Origin of the sequence: Clavibacter michiganensis (assembly GCF_016907085.1) — a bacterium.
In the GTDB taxonomy this organism is placed as follows: Bacteria; Actinomycetota; Actinomycetes; order Actinomycetales; family Microbacteriaceae; genus Clavibacter; species Clavibacter michiganensis_O.
Genome location: NZ_JAFBBJ010000001.1, coordinates 1,699,037 through 1,711,970 on the forward strand (window position 1 = coordinate 1,699,037; position 12,934 = coordinate 1,711,970).

The 12,934-nt window shown below is 73.6% G+C and carries 14 protein-coding genes; 3 read left to right on the forward strand and 11 right to left on the reverse strand.

The features are described 5' to 3' along the window. Positions 1 to 27: 27 nt before the first annotated feature. The 4 genes from rlmB to JOE38_RS07800 form a co-directional block, all read right to left on the reverse strand. Positions 28 to 1,098 carry a 23S rRNA (guanosine(2251)-2'-O)-methyltransferase RlmB gene (gene rlmB / locus JOE38_RS07785; RefSeq protein ID WP_204575615.1) on the reverse strand — a complete coding sequence of 357 codons (1,071 nt, stop codon included), beginning with the start codon at positions 1,096 to 1,098 and terminating at the stop codon, positions 28 to 30. Then, the gene (gene cysS, locus JOE38_RS07790) at positions 1,088 to 2,542 is read right to left on the reverse strand and encodes a cysteine--tRNA ligase (RefSeq protein ID WP_204575616.1); all 1,455 of its coding nucleotides are present in this window, start codon (positions 2,540 to 2,542) and stop codon (positions 1,088 to 1,090) included. Before cysS ends, rlmB begins: the two co-directional genes overlap by 11 nt. A gap of 83 nt (positions 2,543 to 2,625) precedes the next feature. After that, positions 2,626 to 3,858, reverse strand: a complete 1,233-nt coding sequence (gene ispD, locus JOE38_RS07795) for a 2-C-methyl-D-erythritol 4-phosphate cytidylyltransferase (protein ID WP_204575617.1) — start codon at positions 3,856 to 3,858, stop codon at positions 2,626 to 2,628. A gap of 43 nt (positions 3,859 to 3,901) precedes the next feature. Next, entirely contained in the window at positions 3,902 to 4,384 is a 483-nt protein-coding gene (locus tag JOE38_RS07800; protein WP_012039178.1) for a CarD family transcriptional regulator, read from the reverse strand. Positions 4,385 to 4,549: 165 nt separating this feature from the next. Between JOE38_RS07800 and JOE38_RS07805 the strand changes: the two genes are divergently transcribed. Beyond that, the gene (locus JOE38_RS07805; RefSeq protein ID WP_204575618.1) at positions 4,550 to 5,116 is read left to right on the forward strand and encodes a hypothetical protein; all 567 of its coding nucleotides are present in this window, start codon (positions 4,550 to 4,552) and stop codon (positions 5,114 to 5,116) included. 81 nt (positions 5,117 to 5,197) lie between these two features. On the opposite strand, the gene JOE38_RS07810 is transcribed toward JOE38_RS07805, so the two are convergent. Together JOE38_RS07810 and JOE38_RS07815 are read right to left on the reverse strand one after the other, a co-directional pair. Beyond that, a complete protein-coding gene (locus JOE38_RS07810) occupies positions 5,198 to 5,878 on the reverse strand; it encodes a response regulator transcription factor (protein ID WP_086514252.1) in 681 nt (226 codons plus the stop codon). Further along, a complete protein-coding gene (locus tag JOE38_RS07815; RefSeq protein ID WP_204575619.1) occupies positions 5,875 to 7,038 on the reverse strand; it encodes a sensor histidine kinase in 1,164 nt (387 codons plus the stop codon). Before JOE38_RS07815 ends, JOE38_RS07810 begins: the two co-directional genes overlap by 4 nt. A gap of 204 nt (positions 7,039 to 7,242) precedes the next feature. On the opposite strand from JOE38_RS07815, the gene phoU reads away from it, so the two are divergent. After that, positions 7,243 to 7,896 (forward strand): phosphate signaling complex protein PhoU, encoded by a 654-nt coding sequence (phoU, locus tag JOE38_RS07820; protein ID WP_012039182.1) that lies wholly within the window; start codon positions 7,243 to 7,245, stop codon positions 7,894 to 7,896. Positions 7,897 to 7,999: 103 nt separating this feature from the next. On the opposite strand, the gene JOE38_RS07825 is transcribed toward phoU, so the two are convergent. Beyond that, positions 8,000 to 8,755, reverse strand: a complete 756-nt coding sequence (locus JOE38_RS07825; RefSeq protein ID WP_104294518.1) for a phosphoglyceromutase — start codon at positions 8,753 to 8,755, stop codon at positions 8,000 to 8,002. Positions 8,756 to 8,790: 35 nt separating this feature from the next. Between JOE38_RS07825 and JOE38_RS07830 the strand changes: the two genes are divergently transcribed. Continuing rightward, positions 8,791 to 9,603: a class I SAM-dependent methyltransferase gene (locus JOE38_RS07830; RefSeq protein WP_204575620.1), complete on the forward strand. Its 813-nt coding sequence runs from the start codon at positions 8,791 to 8,793 to the stop codon at positions 9,601 to 9,603. On the opposite strand, the gene JOE38_RS07835 is transcribed toward JOE38_RS07830, so the two are convergent. The 4 genes from JOE38_RS07835 to JOE38_RS07850 all read right to left on the reverse strand — a co-directional run bounded on the left by JOE38_RS07835 (position 9,600) and on the right by JOE38_RS07850 (position 12,886). Further along, on the reverse strand, positions 9,600 to 10,721 hold the full coding sequence (locus JOE38_RS07835; RefSeq protein ID WP_204575621.1) for an FUSC family protein: 1,122 nt from the start codon (positions 10,719 to 10,721) through the stop codon (positions 9,600 to 9,602). The genes JOE38_RS07830 and JOE38_RS07835 overlap by 4 nt on opposite strands. Then, complete coding sequence (ygfZ, locus tag JOE38_RS07840; RefSeq protein ID WP_204575622.1) at positions 10,705 to 11,859, reverse strand: CAF17-like 4Fe-4S cluster assembly/insertion protein YgfZ; 1,155 nt, start codon at positions 11,857 to 11,859, stop codon at positions 10,705 to 10,707. The genes JOE38_RS07835 and ygfZ overlap by 17 nt, the downstream gene beginning before the upstream one ends. Continuing rightward, positions 11,849 to 12,448 (reverse strand): FABP family protein, encoded by a 600-nt coding sequence (locus tag JOE38_RS07845; RefSeq protein WP_204575623.1) that lies wholly within the window; start codon positions 12,446 to 12,448, stop codon positions 11,849 to 11,851. Before JOE38_RS07845 ends, ygfZ begins: the two co-directional genes overlap by 11 nt. Positions 12,449 to 12,619: 171 nt before the next feature. Continuing rightward, complete coding sequence (locus JOE38_RS07850) at positions 12,620 to 12,886, reverse strand: hypothetical protein (protein WP_204575624.1); 267 nt, start codon at positions 12,884 to 12,886, stop codon at positions 12,620 to 12,622. Between the last annotated feature and the right edge of the window lie 48 nt (positions 12,887 to 12,934).

A 12,934-nucleotide genomic window follows, 5' to 3' on the forward strand; every position in this document is an offset into this window, starting at 1 on the left:
GGGTCCCGGCTCCTCGTGCGTGCGGCGCTACTTCCGCGTCGCGGCCCGCAGCTTCCCGATCTCGTAGAGCGTGACGCTCGCGGCGATGCCGGCGTTGAGCGACTCGGTGGAGGCGCCGATCGGGATGGAGACGACGGTGTCGCACGTCTCGGTGACGAGGCGCGAGAGGCCCTTGCCCTCGGATCCGACGACGACCACGATCGGCCGGTCGGCGAGCGTGAACTCGTGCAGCGACATGTCGCCGCCGCCGTCGAGGCCGACCACGAAGACGCCGCGCTGCTTGAGCGCCTTGAGCGTCTGCGTGAGGTTCGACGCCATGGCGACGGGCGTGCGCGCGGCGGCGCCCGCCGAGGTCTTCCACGCGCTGGCGGTGAGGCCGACCGAGCGGCGCTGCGGCACGATCACGCCGTGGCCGCCGAACGCGGCGACCGAGCGGATGATCGCCCCGAGGTTGCGCGGGTCGGTGATGCCGTCGAGGGCGACCATGAGCGGCACCTGGCCGCGCGAGATGGTCTTGTCGAGCAGCTCGATCGCGTCCGCGTACTCGTACGGCGGCACCTTGAGCGCGAGGCCCTGATGCACGGCGTCGTGGCCGGCGATGCGGTCGAGCTCGGGGCGCATGACCTCGAGCACGGGGATCCCGCGCCCGGTGGCGAGCGACAGCACCTCCTTGACGCGGTCGTCGTACTCGATGCGCGACGCGATGTAGAGCGCGGTCGCGGGGATCTTGGCCCGGAGCGCCTCGACGACCGAGTTGCGGCCGGTCACGACCTCGGACTCGTCCTGCTGCTTCGCGCGGCGGGCGCGCGGGGCGTCGGCGCCGGCGGGGCGGTCGGTCGCGCGGGCGCGCGGCGCCGCGGATCGGGGTGCGGCGGAGCGCTCGGCGCGCTCGTCACGGCCGCGGTTGGCGCCCGCGGACGCCGCCTCGTACCGGTCCTTCGCGAGCTTGCGCTTGCCGGCGGGGTGGTACGGCCGGTCCTCGGCCTTCGGCGTGGGCTTCTTGCCCTCGAGGGCCTGCCTGCCCTGCCCGCCCGACCCCTTGAGCGGGCCCTTCTTGGTCTTCCGTACCGCGCCTGAGCGGCTGGGCTTATTCGCCATCGATGCTCCAATGCGACCCGCCAGGCGAGTCCTCTATCGTGATGCCGGCCTCGGCCAGCTCCTGTCTGATGCGGTCGGCGAGGGCGAAGTCCCTGGCCTCCCGCGCGGTCTGTCGCTCGGCGATCCGGTGCTCGACCAGCGCCTGCAGCGCACGGCGCGCGGGCTGGTCGGACGCGGTGCGCCACTCGTCGGCCAGCGGGTCGATCCCGAGCACGCCCACCATCGCGGAGACGTCGGCGCGCAGCGACGCGGCCTCCTGGAGGTCGCCGGCGTCGAGGGCGGCGTTGCCCGCGCGGACGGCGTCGTGCAGCACGGCGAGCGCCTGCGGGACGCTCAGGTCGTCGTCCATCGCCTCGGCGAACTCCTGCGGGACGGCCGCGGGCGCGCCGTCCGTCGCGGCGGGCACGGCCTGGAAGCGCGTGCCGGCGAGGCGGCGGGCGCTGCGGTCGAGGAAGGTCTCGATGCGGTCGAGAGCGGCCTCCGCCTCGGCGAGGGCTCCGTCGTGGAACTCGAGGGTCGACCGGTAGTGCGCGGATCCGAGGAAGTAGCGGACCACGACCGGCCGCGCGGAGGCGAGCAGGTCGGCGGCGAAGAGCGAGTTGCCGAGCGACTTGCTCATCTTCTGGCCGGCCACGGCGACGAGGCCGTTGTGCAGCCAGTAGCGGGCGAACGGATCCCCCGCCGCGCGGGACTGCGCGAGCTCGTTCTCGTGGTGCGGGAAGCGGAGGTCGAGGCCGCCGCCGTGGATGTCGAACTCGGCGCCGAGGTAGCGCGTGGACATGGCCGAGCACTCGATGTGCCACCCGGGGCGGCCGGCGCCCCACGGCGACGGCCACGACGCGCTCGCGGGCTCGCCGGGCTTCGCGCCCTTCCAGAGGGCGAAGTCGCGCACGTCGCGCTTGGCGCGCGGGTCCGCGTCCGTGGCGGCCTCCATGTCGGCGGCGCGCTGGCGCGTGAGCTCGCCGTACTCGGGCCAGGAGGCGGTGTCGAAGTAGACGTCGCCCGATGCGTCGTCGGCGGCGTACGCGTGGCCGCGCTCGACGAGCCGCCGGATGATCTCCTGCATCTCGCCGATGCTCGCGGTGGCGCGCGGCTCGTAGCTGGGCGGGAGGATCCCGAGGGCCGCGTACGCGCGGGAGAACGCGAGCTCGACGCGGTAGGCGAGCGCCCACCACTCCTCGGTGCCGCCGGCCTCCTGGCCGCGCCGGGCGTTATCGATGACCTTGTCGTCGATGTCGGTGACGTTGCGGACGAGCGTCACGTCGAGCCCGCGGTGGGTGAGCCATCTGCGCAGCTGGTCGTACGCCAGCGCGCTCCGGAGGTGGCCGATGTGCGGCGCCGACTGCACCGTGGGACCGCAGACGTAGATGCCGACCCTGCCGTCGACGAGCGGCACGAAGTCCCGGAGGGACTGCGTCCGGGAGTCATGGAGGCGCAGGGTCACAGAGAGATCCTAGTCAGCGCGCATCCGCGCCCCCGCCGGATGACGGGCCGGGACGGCGGTCGACGACCGGCGTGACGACGCGGTCAGAGGCGCTCGACGAGGGCCGTCGCGACCGCGGCGACGCCGTCGCCGCGCCCCGTGAAGCCGAGCCCGTCCGTGGTGGTGCCGGCGAGCGAGACGGGCGCGCCGACGGCGGCCGAGAGGATCCGCTCGGCCTCCGCCCGCCGCGGCGACAGCTTGGGGCGGACGGCCATGACCTGCACGGCGACGTTGACGATCCGGTACCCCGCGCCGCGCACGAGCTCGGCAGTGCGCCGGAGGAAGACCTCGCCGTGCGCTCCGTCGAGCTCCGGGTCGTCGGTGCCGAAGACGCCGCCGATGTCGCCGAGGCCCGCGGCGGAGAGGAGCGCGTCGCACATCGCGTGGCTGACCGCGTCGCCGTCGCTGTGGCCCGCGAGACCCGCCTCGCCCCGCCAGTGCAGGCCCGCGAGCCAGAGCGGCTGGGTCGCGTCGACCGCGTGGACGTCGGTGCCGATGCCGGAGCGCAGGCGCGAGGCGGTGGATCCGCTGCCTTCGTCCCGCGCGACGAGCTCCTCGGCGCGGCGGAGGTCCCACCCGGTGGTGACCTTGAAGGCGAGCGCGTCGCCGGGGATCACGCGGACGCGGCCGCCCGACGCCTGGAAGAGGGCCGCGTCGTCCGTGTGCTCGGCGTCGGCGCGGACGTACGCGGCGTCGAGGTCGGCCCGCGGGAAGCCCTGCGGGGTCTGGACCCCGACCAGGTCGCTGCGGTCGACGGTGCCCAGGCACTCCCCCGCGGGGTCAACGCGCTTGACGGTGTCGGTGACCGGCAGGCCCGGGACGATCCCGGCGGCCTCGGCGCGGACGGCGTCGGCGACGGCGGCGAAGAGGGCGGTGGGCGTGAGCGCGCGGGCGGCGTCGTGCACGAGGACCGTGTCGACGGATCCGGCGAGCGCGGCGAGTCCCGCCGCCACCGAGCCCTGCCGGGTCGCTCCCCCGACGACGACCGCGACGGATCCCCGTGCCGCGCCCGCGACGGCGTCCACGACGGCGGTCGTCTCGGCCAGGTGCGTGTCCGGGGCGACGACCACGACGTGCGCCTCCTCCGCCAGGCCGAGGACCGAGGACAGGGAGCGGGCCAGCAGCGAGGCGCCGCCGACCTCGACGAGCGCCTTCGGGATCCCGGCGCCGAGCCGCGTGCCGCTGCCCGCGGCCACGACGACCACTCCGAGCCGCGGTCCCTCCGCCGCGCCGTCCGGGATCGCGCGGGCGGACGGGGCGACGAGGTCGTGGCTCATGCGGTCAGGCTACCGGCGGCGACGCGCGCCGACGCCGGGCGGATCAGGAGGCGAGGACCTCGTCGAGCAGCGTGGACGCGTGCTCCTCGTCCGTCTTCTCGGCGAGGGCGAGCTCGCCCACGAGGATGCCGCGGGCCTTCTGCAGCATGCTCTTCTCGCCGGCGGACAGGCCGCGGTCCTGGTTGCGGCGCCACAGGTCGCGCACGACCTCGGCCACCTTCAGCACGTCGCCCGACGCGAGCTTCTCGAGGTTCGCCTTGTAGCGGCGCGACCAGTTGGTGGGCTCCTCGGTGAACTCGGCGCGCAGGACCGCGAAGACGCTCTCCACGCCCTCGCGCCCGATGACGTCGCGGACGCCGACCATGTCGACGTTCTCAGCGGGCACCTCGATCTGCAGACCGCCCTGGTTGACGTCGAGCTTGAGGTACAGCTTCTCCTCGCCCCGGATGACGCGCTTCTTCACCTCGATGATGGTCGCGGCACCGTGATGCGGGTACACGACGGTCTCGCCGACCTCGAAGAGCATGGGTTCCCCGTTCTGTGGACGTGTCCCTCCAGGATACCAGCCGGGTCCGGCGCGCTCCCGGGCGGTCGGGCGCCACCTGATCCCGTAGGCTGAGCGGGTCAGCTGATCCAGCGCGGACGCCTCCGGACGCCCCGGCGCCGGCCCGCGCGACAACCGGAGGGTCCCGTGAGAGCGCGTACCGCATCGTCCATCGTCCTCGCGGCCCTGATCGCGGTCGGCGCGTCGTCGTGCACGTTCATCACGCCCCAGGCCACGCAGATCTCCTACTTCCCGAGCGACGGCTTCGACGCCACGGTCGGCGACATCGAGGTGCGCAACGCCATCCTCCTCACCGAGGGCGGATCCGCGGCCGGCGCGAGCCTCGTCGTCACGCTCGTCAACAACTCGGGTGACAGCCAGCGCGTCTCCTTCCAGCACGAGCTCACCGAGGGCAGCGCGGACCGCGAGACGCGCACCGTCACCGCGGCCCCCGGTCTCACGAAGTTCGGCGCCGAGGACTCCCAGCGCATCACCTTCGACTCGGTCGACCCGACCCCAGGGTCGCTCACCAAGATCTACATCCAGTACGGCGACGCCGAGGGCGTCGAGATGGACGTCCCCGTGCTCAACGGCGACCAGGAGACGTACACGAACCTGGTCCCCGGCGAGACCGGATCCACCCCGGACACCACGGTCACCACCACCCCGGGCACCACCGAGGGCGACGAGGGCCTCGGGGACAGCACGAACTAGGCCGCGGTTCGCGCTCGCGACCCCGCACGACGAAGGCCCCGCCCCTCGGGGGGACGGGGCCTTCGTCGTGCCGGCGGGCCGCTACGCCTCGAAGCGGTAGCCCAGCCCGCGGACGGTGACGAGGAGCACGGGGTCGGACGGCTCGCGCTCGATCTTGGAGCGGATCCGCTTGATGTGCACGTCGAGGGTCTTGGTGTCGCCGAAGTAGTCGGATCCCCACACCCGGTCGATGAGCTGGCCGCGCGTGAGCACCCGCCCCGCGTTGCGCAGCAGCAGCTCGAGCAGCTCGAACTCCTTGAGCGGCATCGCGATCTCGCGGCCGTCGACCTCGACGGTGTGCCGCTCGACGTCCATGCGCACGGAGCCGACCTCGAGCACGTTGAGCGGCTCGTCGTCCACCTCCACGCGGCGGCGCAGCACCGCGCGGATCCGCGCCAGCAGCTCGCGCGTCGAGTACGGCTTCGTGACGTAGTCGTCGGCGCCGAGCTCGAGGCCCACGACGATGTCCACCTCGGAGTCCTTGGCCGTGAGCATGATGATCGGCACGGCCGATCGCGTGCGGATCTCCCGGCACACCTCGGTGCCGGGGAGGCCGGGGAGCATGAGGTCGAGCAGGATCAGGTCGGCGCCGTCCTTGTCGAACGCGGCCACCGCGGCGGGGCCGTCCTCGACGACGTCCACCTCGTATCCCTCGCGCTGGAGCAGGAAGGCGAGCGGCTCGCTGAGCGACGCCTCGTCCTCGACGAGCATGATGCGTGTCACGTGGGTTCTCCGATGTCCGTACCGGCGAGCGCCGGCGTCTGCGATGCCTCGGGGAGGCGGATGGTGAAGGTGGAGCCGCGGCCCGGTCGGGACCAGACGCGCACGTCGCCGCCATGATTCTGCACGACGTGCTTGACGATGCTGAGCCCGAGGCCGGTGCCGCCGGTGTCGCGGGCGCGGGCCTGGTCGACGCGGAAGAAGCGCTCGAAGATCCGGCTCTGCTCGTCCTCGGGGATGCCGATGCCCTGGTCGGTGACGACGACCTCGACGGCGCCGTCGTCGACCATGACGCCGATCCCGACGCGCGATCCGTCGGGCGAGTAGTTCACGGCGTTGCTCAGGAGGTTGGCGACCGCGACCACGAGGAGCGCCTCGTCGCCGTAGACGGTGGAGCGCGACCGCTTGCCGCGCGCGAGCTCGATGCCGCGGAGCTCCGCGCCGAGGCGCACCTGGTCGAGCGCGACGCTGATCACGTGGTCGACGTCGACGGGCTCCGCCTTCTCCAGCGCGTTGGCCGCCTCGAGCCGCGAGAGCTCGATGATCTCCTGCGTGATGCGCGCGAGCCGGGCCGACTCCGTGGTGAGCCGTGCGGCGAACCGCCGCACCTGCACGGCGTCGTCGGCGCACGAGTCGAGCGCCTCCGCGAGGAGCCCGACCGCGCCGATGGGCGTCTTCAGCTCGTGGCTGATGTTCGCGACGAAGTCGCGGCGCACCTGGTCGAGGCGGTGGGACTCGGTGCGGTCCTGCGCGAGGAGGAGCACGTAGCGGGTGCCGAGGCGGGCGACGCGCACGTGCATCTGGAACTCGGCGGCGCCGAACGGGCCGCGCGCGAGCGACACCTCCTCCGCCAGCGGCTCGCCGGACCGACGCACGCGGTCGACCATCGAGACGAGCTCGGGGTGGACGAGCGCCTGGTGGAAGACGAGGCCGGAGGAGATGGCGCCGGGCGACGCCTTCATGACGTTGTTGGAGGGGTCCAGCACGATGCCCGCGGACTCGAGCGCCTCGAGCACCTGGTCGACGCCGTCGGGGACGACCGGGTTCGTGATCTCGACGGCACGGTCGCCGCGGTCCGCCGCGTGGTTCAGCAGCCACACGAATCCCGCGCCGACCGCCAATCCGATGAGGAGGCAGACGAGCACCAACGCACCGGTGTCCATGCGCCCACACTAGGAGACGGCGTCGGAGCGTCCCGGCCGTCCGGCCCCGACATCCGCGCCACGGGGCCGCGAATTCAGCTCGCCGGCACCGTGCGTTAACCTCGCATGACCAGAGTCGGAGGATGTGGGCCCGTCACCCGGGGTCCGCCGTGCCCGAGAACCACCCCGCCCCTCGCAGCGGGGCGGCCTGAAAGGACGTCCCCCATGCGCGAAGTGTTCCAGCAGGAGCTCCACGAGGTCCAGGAGCGTCTCATCGAGATCTCCGCGCTCGTCGCCATCTCCATCGAGAACGCGACCCGCGCGTTCAACGAGTCGAACGTCAGCCTCGCCGAGACCGTCATCGAGCAGGACCGCCGCATCGACGAGCTCGCCACGAGCCTCGACGAGCTCGCGATCAACATCCTCGCCCGCCAGCAGCCGGTGGCGCGCGACCTCCGCATCGTCGTGAGCGCGCTCCGCATCAGCGCGTCCCTCGAGCGCATGGGCGACCTCGCCGAGCACATCGCCCAGCTGTCGCGCTACCGCTTCCCGGACAAGGTGGTCCCGAAGTCGCTGCGCCCCACCTTCCTCGAGCTCGGCCAGCTCGACGTGGCCATCGCCCGCAAGCTCACCGACCTCCTCACCACCGAGGACCCGAAGCTCGCCGAGGAGATCCGCAACGACGACGACCGCATCGACGAGCTGCACCTCAGCGTCTTCGACAAGGTGCTCGGCGAGACCTGGAAGGGCGCGGCCGTCGACACGGTCGACTCCACGCTCGCCAGCCGCTACCACGAGCGCTTCGCCGACCACGCGGTGTCCATCGCGAAGACCGTGCAGTACCTCGCGACCGGCGACTGGGTGCAGGCCGACGCCTGATCCGCGTCCCCGCCGTCATCGCGCCGGCCCGCCGCATGGCGGTGACATGACGAGAGCCCGACCGGATGATCCGGTCGGGCTCTCGTCGTACGCGCGGGTGGACCTACTTCTTGCTGCCCTGCGCGGCGACGGCGGCGGCGCCCGCTGCTGCGGCCTCCGGGTCGAGGTACTCGCCGCCGGGGACGATCGGGCGGAAGTCCTCGTCGAGGCGGTACACGAGCGGGATGCCGGTGGGGATGTTGAGCTCCGCGATGTCCGCGTCGGAGATCCCGTCGAGGTGCTTCACGAGCGCGCGGAGCGAGTTGCCGTGCGCCGTGACCAGCACCGTGCGGCCGGAGGCGAGGTCGGGCTGGATGTCGGACTCCCAGTAGGGCAGCATCCGCTCGATGACGTCCTTGAGGCACTCCGTGCGGGGCAGGGCGTCGCCGAGGTCCGCGTAGCGGGGGTCGCGCGACTGCGAGTACTCGTCGTCGTCGGCGATGGGGGGCGGCGGCACGTCGAACGAGCGGCGCCACGTGGCGAACTGCTCGGGGCCGTACTCGGCGAGGGTCTGCGCCTTGTCCTTGCCCTGCAGCGCGCCGTAGTGGCGCTCGTTGAGGCGCCAGGTGCGCTGGACGGGGATCCACGAGCGGCCGGCGCGCTTGAGCGCGATGTTGGCGGTGTCGATGGCGCGGATGAGGACGGAGGTGTGCAGCACGTCGGGGAGGATGCCGGACTCGGCGAGGAGCTCGCCGGCGCGCTGCCCCTCCGCGACGCCCTGCTCGCTCAGCTCGACGTCCACCCATCCGGTGAACAGGTTCTTCTGGTTCCAGTCGCTGTTGCCGTGACGCAGCAGGACGAGGGTGCGGGGTTCAGCCATGCGATCAGCCTATCGAGCGATGGGAGACTGATCCCATGCCGGCCCCCGCCTCCCCCGTCGGCTCCGTGACGCGCGGGACGACCAACACGAACCGCCTCCGGCGCGTCGACAGGTGGATCGCGACCCTCGACTGCCTGCGCACCGCGGCCGACCCGCTCGTGGTCGACCTCGGCTACGGGGCGAGCGGGATCACGGCGCTGGAGATGCACCGGCGGCTGCGCGCGACGCGGCCCGACGTGCGCGTGGTGGGCGTCGAGATCGAGCCGGGGCGCGTGGCGCGCGCCCGGGAGCAGCTCGCGGCGTGGCCCGACGCGGAGGCCCGGGAGCGGATCTCCTTCGTGCGCGGCGGGTTCGAGGTGCCGCTGCCCGGCGGCGAGCGCGCGACCGTGATCCGCGCCTTCAACGTGCTGCGGCAGTACGACGAGGCCGAGGTGCCCGCCGCGTGGGCGCGCATGGCCGCGCGGCTCGCCCCCGGCGGATCCGTGGTGGAGGGCACGTGCGACGAGATCGGCCGGGTCGCGAGCTGGATCGACGTGCGGGCGGACGGGCCGCGCAGCCTGACGATCTCGCTGCGGCTGGCGGGATTGGAGCTCCCGTCGATCGTCGCCGAGCGGCTGCCGAAGGCGCTCATCCACCGCAACGTCCCCGGCGAGCGCGTGCACGAGGTGCTCGCCCTCCTCGACCGCAGCTGGATCCTCAGCGCCCCGCTCGGCGTGTACGGCCCCCGGCAGCAGTGGCTGGGCGCGGTCGCCCGGTTGCGCGACGCCGGCGTCCCGGTCCAGGGCGGCTCGGCACGATGGCGGCTGGGCGAGCTGACGGTGCCGTGGTCGGCGGTGGCGCCGGCCTAGACCTCGGGCAGCGCGGCACGTGCGGTCGCCGCGTCGACGCCCGCCGCCACCTGGAGGTCGACGAGCAGAGGCCGCAGCAGCATCACGAGCATCACCTCGCCGACGGGGGCGCCGGGGATGAGCTCGCGCGGATCCAGCCGCACCGCCACGAGCACGAGGTTCTGCTGCGCGAGGGGCGCGGCCGAGGGATCCGAGAGGCTCTGGCCGAGCAGGTTCACGCCGTTCGAGACGGTGGCGAGCAGCTCGGCGAGCACCGGACGGCGCACCCCGTCGACCACAAGGAAGTCGATGCGCCGCGAGATCACGCGCAGGTTCCGCACCGCGAGGTCCATGCCGTCGAGCACGCGCCGCTGCTCGCGCAGCTCCGGCACGTGGCGGCGGAGGAACGGGGAGATCCGCGCGATGGAGAGGGCCGAGTCGGCGGCGGCGCTCCACGCGTCGATGAGCGGCTGCGTGCGCCGGAGCCGGTCGAGCGCGCGGTCGGCGGCGGTCGCGTCGCCGAGCCGCAGCGCCGTGACGAGCGAGGTGAGCGCGTACGAGCACTCGGAGAAGACGCGGCGGGCCTCGCGCAGGGCCTGCCGCCGGGGATCCCGCGGGATGAGCGCGGTCGCGAGCAGCGCCACCGCGCCGCCGACGAGCCCGTCGACGCTGCGCACGAAGACGCCGCCGGGCGGCGCGGGGAGCAGCGCGACGAGCACGGCCTGCACCCCGGCGGCGACCGCGAACGCGGCGTTCGACGACAGGAGCCGCGCCACCAGCAGCGTCGCCAGGATGATGACGAACAGCTGCCACGCGCCGCGGCCGATGCCGAGCAGGAGCACCTCGCTGAGCGTGATCCCGACGGTCATGCCGATCGCGGTCTCGAGCACCCGGACGGGCCGCGCGTCGCGGACGAAGCCGAGGCTCGTGATCGTGACGGTCGTCGCGAGCAGCGGGGTGTCGTGGCCGAGCACGTGGTGCGCGAAGGCCCAGCCGCCCGTCGCGGCGATGGCGATCTGCAGGGCGGCCGGCGCGGATCCCCACAGGCGCAGGAGCGCGGCGCGCGGATCCGCCCGGTGCCTCAGGGTGCGGGCGGCACGGGCCGACCGCTCCCGCGCGCGCTCAGCGGCGGACCGCACCGAGCCGAGGGAGGCGGGGGACGTCGGCGGAGCGGCCGGCGTCGGTGGGCACGATGACGTCCTGCATGGCCTGCACGCGCACGTCGTCGGCGACGACCTCGAGCTGGAGGGCGGGGTCGACGTTGCGCCGGACGACCGCGAGCGCGACCGGGCCGAGCTCGTGGTGCAGCGCGCTGGAGGTGACGGCCCCCACGACCTCGCCCGCGGCGCCATCGGCGGCGGCGGGGAGCCGCACCTCGGATCCCGCGCCGGGCAGGACCGCGTCGGATCCGTCGAGCTGGAGCAGCACGAGGCGGCGCGGCGGCCGTCCGAGGTTGTGCACCTTGGCGACCGTCTCCTGGCCGCGGTAGCAGCCCTTGCTGAGGTGGACGGCGCTGCGGAGCCAGTCGAGCTCGTGCGGGATGGTGCGGTCGTCGACCTCCGTGGCGAACCGCGGGCGCCACGCGGCGATCCGCAGGGCCTCGGCCGCGAGGACGCCCGCGACGGGCAGGTCGCCGGATGCGGCCCGCGCGACGACGCCCGGCAGCTCGGAGCGCGGCACGAGGCGCTCGCTCCAGGTCCAGCCCTCACCCGGGTGCGGCGCGGCGGCCGCGTACTGGTGGCCGCCGGGGACGACATGCGTCCACGGGTCCCGCCACACGAGCGGGACGCCCACAGGGGCCGCGACGGGGAGGTCGGGCTCGCCCATCGTGCCGATGACGGCCATCTCGGCCGTGCGATCCGCGGGCTCCACCCGGAGCATGAAGCGCATGCGCTGCAGGTAGGCGAGCAGCGCGTCCGCGTCGCCCGCGCCGAGCAGGAGCCACGTGGTGACGCCGTCGTCGAGCACGCCGACCGCGTGCTCGAGGCGCCCGTTCTGGTCGAGGAAGAGCGTCTCGGCCGAGTCGCCCGGCGCGAGGCCGCGGAGCGACTGGCTGGTGATGGAGTCGAGCCAGGTCAGCCGGTCCTCCCCCGTGACGGAGAGGACGGCGCGGTGCGAGAGGTCGACGATGGCGGTCCCCGCGGCGAGCGCACGCTGCTCCTGCACGAGGGATCCGAGGTGCGCGGGAACCCCGGCGTCCGGTCCGTCGGCGGCGACGGCGCCGGGAAGGTCGAGGAAGGGCGAGCGGGCGACGGCGGGATCCGGGTCAGTCGACATGCGACACCCGCCCGGAGGCGTGCGTGCGCAGCGGCTGGCCGAGCGCCGCGATGTCCCACGCCCAGAGCAGGTCGCGCTCGACGAGCCCGTAGAGCCGCGTCGCGCCCGTGTAGGCCTTGGCGCCCTCGGTGCGCATCACGGCGTCGGTCGCGAGGTCGATGCGGGCGCTCTTCACCTGGCCGACGTAGAGCTCGCTCACGCCGCCTGGATGGACGAGCGCGACCTCGACGTCGAACCCGCCCTCGGCGTTGCGCAGCGTCTCGACCTCCTCGGCCGTCGTGAACGGACGCTCGCCGGTGGGCGGCAGCATCGCCGGCCCCGGGTCGCCATCGGTGACCTGGCGTCGCAGTCGCCAGTAGCCGGTCTCGGTGACGAAGGGCACGGGGCCGTCGTCGCCCTCGACCCACGCGTACGAGGAGTAGTTGAGGTGCGGCAGGCCGTCGTGACTGAAGCTGATGCGCTGGCCGAACTCGCGGCGGACGATCTCGTCCCCGACGGCGTACTCGACGACGCCCGAGCCCTCCCAGACGCCGAGGAGCCAGGACAGGGGGACGAGCTCGGCGGGGAGGCCGGTCGGGATCTCGATCATGCGGCGCGCGGTCAGCGCTGGCCGCGGAAGAGGTTGTAGACCACGACGAGCGACACCCAGCCGATGGAGAGGCTCGCCAGGACCAGCAGTCCGGTGAAGAAGAGTTCCAGAGCAAGCAGCGACGACATGGGCCCAATCTACCCCACGGGCGACCGGATCCGACCGGCCGGTCTAGGCGGCGACGGGCACGAGGAGCACGACGGCCGTGGCCGCGGCGAGCACGAGCACGGCCCCCACGACGCTGCCGACGGCGCGGTCGACGAAGCCGGTCTTGCGGGGCAGGGCCAGCTGGATCACGAACGTGGCGACGACGCACGTGGCGAGCACGAGCGGGAACCACCGCGGGGCCGCGTCGGGACCGACGGCCACCGCCACCACGACCGCGCCGACGGCGGCGGCCAGCCAGACGGGGACGAGGCTGCGCAGGGGGGAGGTCACCCCGCAATCCTGCCCCACGTATCATGGGGGGAATTCATCCATGGAGGA

What these genes read in the sequence shown, in the direction of transcription:
- phoU (WP_012039182.1), top strand. Translation starts at nt 7,243, where the DNA reads ATGCGCGAAGTGTTCCAGCAGGAGCTCCACGAGGTCCAGGAGCGTCTC.
- JOE38_RS07830 (WP_204575620.1), top strand. Translation starts at nt 8,791, where the DNA reads ATGCCGGCCCCCGCCTCCCCCGTCGGCTCCGTGACGCGCGGGACGACC.
- JOE38_RS07845 (WP_204575623.1), bottom strand. Translation starts at nt 12,448, where the DNA reads ATGATCGAGATCCCGACCGGCCTCCCCGCCGAGCTCGTCCCCCTGTCC.
- JOE38_RS07815 (WP_204575619.1), bottom strand. Translation starts at nt 7,038, where the DNA reads ATGGACACCGGTGCGTTGGTGCTCGTCTGCCTCCTCATCGGATTGGCG.
- ygfZ (WP_204575622.1), bottom strand. Translation starts at nt 11,859, where the DNA reads ATGTCGACTGACCCGGATCCCGCCGTCGCCCGCTCGCCCTTCCTCGAC.
- JOE38_RS07825 (WP_104294518.1), bottom strand. Translation starts at nt 8,755, where the DNA reads ATGGCTGAACCCCGCACCCTCGTCCTGCTGCGTCACGGCAACAGCGAC.
- ispD (WP_204575617.1), bottom strand. Translation starts at nt 3,858, where the DNA reads ATGAGCCACGACCTCGTCGCCCCGTCCGCCCGCGCGATCCCGGACGGC.
- rlmB (WP_204575615.1), bottom strand. Translation starts at nt 1,098, where the DNA reads ATGGCGAATAAGCCCAGCCGCTCAGGCGCGGTACGGAAGACCAAGAAG.
- JOE38_RS07800 (WP_012039178.1), bottom strand. Translation starts at nt 4,384, where the DNA reads ATGCTCTTCGAGGTCGGCGAGACCGTCGTGTACCCGCATCACGGTGCC.